The 5,569-nt window shown below is 65.7% G+C and carries 5 protein-coding genes; 4 read left to right on the forward strand and 1 reads right to left on the reverse strand.

The genetic code is table 11. The features are described from left to right. A partial coding sequence (locus VFW45_08595; GenBank protein HEU5180838.1) for a trypsin-like peptidase domain-containing protein occupies window positions 1–651 on the reverse strand: 651 nt, incomplete at its 3' end. 471 nt (window positions 652–1,122) lie between these two features. On the opposite strand from VFW45_08595, the gene VFW45_08600 reads away from it, so the two are divergent. The 4 genes from VFW45_08600 to VFW45_08615 all read left to right on the forward strand — a co-directional run. Further along, window positions 1,123–1,839: a LysM peptidoglycan-binding domain-containing M23 family metallopeptidase gene (locus tag VFW45_08600; GenBank protein HEU5180839.1), complete on the forward strand. Its 717-nt coding sequence runs from the start codon at window positions 1,123–1,125 to the stop codon at window positions 1,837–1,839. Beyond that, window positions 1,836–2,555, forward strand: coding sequence for a glycosyltransferase family 2 protein (locus VFW45_08605; protein HEU5180840.1), 720 nt, complete (start codon window positions 1,836–1,838; stop codon window positions 2,553–2,555). Before VFW45_08600 ends, VFW45_08605 begins: the two co-directional genes overlap by 4 nt. 25 nt (window positions 2,556–2,580) lie before the next feature. Continuing rightward, window positions 2,581–4,419, forward strand: a complete 1,839-nt coding sequence (asnB, locus tag VFW45_08610) for an asparagine synthase (glutamine-hydrolyzing) (GenBank protein ID HEU5180841.1) — start codon at window positions 2,581–2,583, stop codon at window positions 4,417–4,419. Between the two features lie 17 nt (window positions 4,420–4,436). Further along, a partial coding sequence (locus tag VFW45_08615; protein HEU5180842.1) for a glycosyltransferase family 39 protein occupies window positions 4,437–5,569 on the forward strand: 1,133 nt, incomplete at its 3' end.

The raw sequence follows: 5,569 nt of genomic DNA on the forward strand, positions 1-5,569 counted from the left end.
CAGCGGGTTCCCCAGGGCCCAGGTCTCCTGGCCCAGAAGCGCTTTCTCCGAGTCGCCCCAGCTGAGGGGAGGCACCTTGCCGGCGTCGATTCGGAGGACTGCCAGGTCGCTGGCTTCATCCAATCCGACGAGCTTGGCGGAATATCCCTCCCCCGTGGAGGTCTCGACGCTCAGCTCCGCGGACTGACCGTCCGGCGCCGCAACGTGGGCGTTCGTGACGATCGATCCGTCGGCGTCGATGGCGAATCCCGAGCCGGCGAAGCGCGCCTCGTCCTTGACGATCTCGAGATAGCCGTGCCCGTCCTCGTCCTGCTCCGGAGTGCGCAGGTCCTGCTTCACCTTCGCCCGAATGCGCACGACGGAGCGCGAAGCCTGATGGATGGCGGCCTGGATCTCTTCCAGCGTGAAGGTCTCGGTCGCGCGCACGAACCCGCGCGTGTAGCGTTGGGGGCTCAGGCTAGGCAGCGGAGAACCGTCCCTGACGCAGAAGCGACTGGTCCCCTTGTTCTGATGGCCGCAGACCGGGCAATACAAGAAGGAAGGGGTGGCAACCGGGGCCGGCGCGGCGCCTTCCTGTGCCGACCCTCCTGAAAGAGCGAGCAGCAGGCACAGCGCCACGAGAAGAGCGCGGACCGGAGAACCGGTTCGCATGGTCAGTTTGCCGGAGCGGCTGCGATGCCGAAAAGACTCCCGCGAGCTTGTGGGGGCAGCCGAGGGAGAAAATGATCTGAGGGAATCGGGAGATACGCACAGAGGCCGCGGGAAGTGATGGCCATGGCTCACCTTTAAAGTGACATCTGTGATGGATCGAGAGTGGGCGTATTCTACCTTCCCGACGCACCCTGTCAACGCCTTTGCCACTTTGAAGAAACAGGCCCATGTCGAACTCGAGACGGCGCCGGGATCATGTCCCGGTCCTCGAGCACTTGCTTCGGTCGGCTTCAAGGAAATAGCGACCGCGCAATACCCGTCCGTGAAGAAATCCATCGAGATCCTCGTGCAGGAAGAAAGCCGCCCCGCTACCCCCTCCTCGCCCCCTGGGATCCCCCTAAGGACGAATCCGGTTTTTTGGGTAGACTCGGCGAGATTCCTGTTTCATAATCCCCCGCCGTGAGTTCAGACATGTTCACTCATCGACGTCCCTTGTGCCGGGCCGCCTGCGTGCTGGTGCTGTTTGCCATGACCGCAGACCTTCGGGCATTCGCAGCCGGCTGCGCCCCCGCCGGCTGGCAGGAGAGCGCCGCGGAGCCGCTGGGAATCTGCCACAAGGTCCTGCGCGGGCAGACTTTGTACTCGATCTCCCGCGCCTACCAGATCGATCTCGATACCATGGCCGACATCAACAGGATCCAGGATCCCGGCCGGATCGAGGCGGGCCGCCTCCTGTTTATCCCGGGCGCCACGGCGCCCCTCGATGTTTCGCCGACCCTCCTCACCCCGCTGCTGAGCTGGCCCCTCGACGGACAGATCACATCCGCCTTCGGCGTCGAGGGTGGACGCCCGCACCACGAAGGAATCGACATCGACGGAGTGAAGGGGGAATTGATCCGGGCCGCGGCGGCCGGGAAAGTGGTCTGGGCCGGGACCGAGCGCGGCTACGGCAACATGGTGGTGCTGGACCATGGGGGCGGGCTGAGCACCGTCTATGCCCACGCCGAGAGGCTCCTCGTGGGCTCCGAGCAATGGGTCTCGGCGGGAGAGCCGGTGGCCCAGGTCGGCGACACGGGCAATGCCCGCGGCGCCCATCTCCACTTCGAGGTCCGTCGGGACGGCAGGCCGCTCAATCCGATGCCGCTTCTGGGCGGCAGCGTGGCCCACACCTCGGCGGGGGGGCATTGAAGACCAGCCTCAGCGTCATCGTCCCCTGCTTCAACGAAGAAAAAAACCTGCCCCTCCTGGTGAACCGGATCAATCAGTCCGTGGGACAGGCCGGCATCCCGGCCGAGATCGTCCTGGTAAACGACGGCAGCCGGGACGCCACCGGCAGCGTGATCGACCGGCTCGCGAAGCAGTTCGACAATGTCCGGCCCGTGCATCACCCGGTGAACCAGGGGATCGTGGGCGGGTGGAGGTCGGGACTGAAGGCTTCGACCGGCGCCTGGGTTCTCACCACCGACGCCGACTTGCAGTACGCGCCCGAAGACATTCCGGTGCTGTATCGCGCGATGGAGGAGGGGGGCTGGGACCTGGTGCAGGGTTGGCGCAAGGACCGCGAGGACAAGAGCCGGGTGCGCGAGATCTTGAGCGTCGGGCTGTCACGCATGCTGCAGTGGATTTTCTCGATGAAGCTGGAGGACGTGAAGTCGGGCTTCATCCTGTATCGCAAGGAAGTGTTCGCCGACATCCTCGACTTCCGCCAGTCCTACTTCTCGTTCCAGAGCCTGATCACTGTCGCGGCCCACTTCAAGGGATACCGCATCCGCCAGGTGCCGATTACTTTCTTCCGGCGGCATGCGGGCGAGTCGTTCATCCAGCGGCCGCTATGGTTCTCCCTGAAGGCCGCAACCGACCTCCCCAAGGCGTTCTACGAATACCGGATCCAGAAGCGCCGGTGACACCCATCCTCAAGGAGCAAGCCTGATGTGCGGCATCGCGGGATTCTGGGGCAAGGGCGACATCGAGACCGCCACCGAGATCCTCTATCACCGGGGGCCCGACGCCTCGGGGACGGTCAGCCTGGGGCCGGTCTCCCTCGGGAACCGGCGGCTCAAGGTCATCGATCTCAAGACCGGGCAGCAGCCGATGTCCAACGAGGACGGCACCATCACCCTCGTCTTCAACGGCATGATCTTCAACTACCGCGAGCTGCGGCGCGAGCTGGAGGGGAAGCACCAGTTCCGCTCCCACTCCGACACCGAGGTCATCGTCCATGCCTTCGAGGAGTGGGGCGAGAAGTGCCTGGACCGCTTCATCGGCATGTTCGCCATCGCCCTGTGGGACGGCAAGCGCCTTTTCCTGGCGCGCGACCGCATGGGGGAGAAGCCCCTTTACTACACGACGGCCCGGAAGGATCTGCGCTTCGCCTTCGCCTCGGAGATCAAGAGCCTCCTGACGCTCGTGGACGCGGAGCCCGAGCTGGGAGAGGAGTTCGGGGAGTTCGAGACCTCGGTGGGCGACGCGACCTTGTTTCGCGGCATCCAGACCCTGCCTCCGGGCTGCTTCCTCTGGTTCGACGGGCGCCGGGCGAAGGTGACGCGCTATTGGGACATCCCCTCGTTCGACGGTCCCTACCGCAAGGAAGATGACTACGTCGAGGAGCTGCGGGCCCTGCTCCAGGATGCGGTCCGCCTGCGACTGCGCAGCGACGTGCCCGTCGGCGTGTTCCTCTCGGGGGGCCTCGACTCCTCAATCATCGCCTGCCTGGCCAAGCCCGACGTGGTGTTCACCTGCCGCTACCCGTACGGGCCGCGCTACGACGAGTTCGAGCACGCGCGGACGGTGGCACGTCACGTCTCCGCACGACACCTGGTGATTCAGCCCACGGCGGCCGATTTCAAGCGCGACTACCCGCGCATCCTGTGGCACCTCGACCAGCCGATCGCCACCGCCTCCTCGATTGGAGAGTTCTCGCTGGCGCGGCTCGCAAGCCGGCACGTCAAGGTGGTTCTGGGCGGTCAGGGGGCCGACGAATGCTTCGGAGGCTACGTGCGCTACCTGCTGATGAGCCTCGAGCAAAGGCTGGGCACTCACGAGGAGCTGCGCCACTACGCGCCCCTGGCCCGCTATTTCTGGCGCGAGGACATGTTCCAGGATTACGCGGTCCGCTATTATCGGCTGGTGCGCCGAGGCGGCAGCGAGGGATCGCCTGGACTGGAGCGGGTGCGCGAGGCATTCGGTCGCCACGCTTCGCTGGTCGACCAGATGGGCCGGACCGACATCGAGCTGTCGCTCCCCAGCCTGATCACGATGAACGATCGCGCGGCCGCGGCCTGGGGCCTGGAGAATCGCACGCCGTTCCTCGACCATCGCATCGTGGAGCTGGCGTTCCGCATTCCGCCCGAGCTCAAGATTCGCGACCTGCAGCAGAAGGTGATCCTGCGCAAAGCGGCGCGCGGGCTGGTCCCCGACTCGGTCATCGACCGCAAGGACAAGAAGGGGCTGATCGTCCCGATCCAGCTCTGGCTCTCGAAGGAGCTGGCGCCCTGGGTGCGATCGATGACCGGCTCCCTGAAGCGCCGCCCTCTCTACCGCCAGCTTTCCAAGCGCGGCGCAACGCGCGGCGAGTTCGATCGCCGCCTCTACACCCTGCTCTCGCTCGAGCTTTGGTACCGAAACGTGGTCTCGGTCCCGCGCAAGAAGCGATCCGCGGTGGGCGACCACCTGAGGTTTCGCGGCCCGGCTCCGGGCTCCGGCGCGCGCGGCATGATGCGGCGATCCTCCGGCGACCGCTCGCTCGCGGCGTTGGTCCCCCAGGCTTGACCGAAGCTCCATCCAAGTTGTCTTCCCGCCTGCAAGTCCTTCTCCTGCTCGGACTGACCGGCTGGCTCTACCTCTTTCAGCTCGGCACGATTCCCCTGCTCGGCAAGGACGAGCCGAAAAACGCCGAAGCGACGCGCGAGATGATGGAACGCAACGACTGGGTGGCCCCCAGACTCGCGGGACAGCTCTGGTTCGACAAGCCCATCCTTATCTACTGGGCCGGCCTGCTGGCCTTCCATCTGTTCGGCCCGGGTGAGCTTGCCGCGCGGCTGCCCAGCGCCTTGTTCGGGGTGGCCGGCGTCCTGTTGACCTGGGCCTTTGCGAGGCGGTTCTTCGGCGACGCCGTCGGATGGCGCTCCGGCGTGATCCTGGCGACCTCGCTCGAGTATTTCTGGTTCTCACGCACCGCCGTGACCGATATCCCACTCACCTTTTTCGTGACCTTGTCGCTCGTGGCTTTCTATGCCGCGATGGAGGGTGCCTCGCGAAGCTGGGCCTACCCGCTCTGCTTCGCCGCCGCCGGCGCGGCGGTGCTCACCAAGGGACCGGTCGGGGCGGTCCTGCCGGCTCTGGTGGCGGGGGCCTTTCTGCTTTTCCAGAGGCGTCTGAACGAGCTGCGGCGCGTCCCCTGGCTGTCGAGCCTCGCGGCCTTCCTGCTGGTGGCGGCTCCCTGGTACATCGTCGTGGCGCTGCGCCACGGCTCCGAGTTCTGGAACGATTTCATCGTGAACCGCAACCTGGAGCGCTATACCAGCGGCATCCATCATCACCCTGGCCCCATCTACTATTACCTTCCGATCCTGGTGATCGGCCCGTTTCCCTGGGGGGCGCTGTTCCCCTTCTCCGTCTGGAGCGCGCTGCGCCAAGGATGGGGAGCGCTGACCGACCGGCTCCGGCCGGTCGGGTTCCTCCTTCTCTGGATCCTCCTGCCTCTTCTTTTCTTCTCCTTCGCCGGCTCCAAGCTTCCTTCCTATCTGCTTCCCTGCTTTCCGGCCGTGGCAATCCTGACGGCGATCGGGTGGGAGAGATTTCTCGAATCCCCCAATCGGCTGCGCCCCTGGGCCACGGGCGTCCTTCTGGCGGTCTTTCCCATCCTGATGCTCGGCATCTATCGCTGGACCCGCTCGGAAGCTCCGGAGCAGATGCGCCG

The organism is Candidatus Polarisedimenticolia bacterium (assembly GCA_035764505.1).
In the GTDB taxonomy this organism is placed as follows: Bacteria; Acidobacteriota; Polarisedimenticolia; order Gp22-AA2; family AA152; genus AA152.

Bases quoted from the DNA above. Each gene is read 5' to 3' on its own strand.
- VFW45_08600 (HEU5180839.1), top strand. From the start codon at position 1,123: ATGTTCACTCATCGACGTCCCTTGTGCCGGGCCGCCTGCGTGCTGGTG.
- asnB (HEU5180841.1), top strand. From the start codon at position 2,581: ATGTGCGGCATCGCGGGATTCTGGGGCAAGGGCGACATCGAGACCGCC.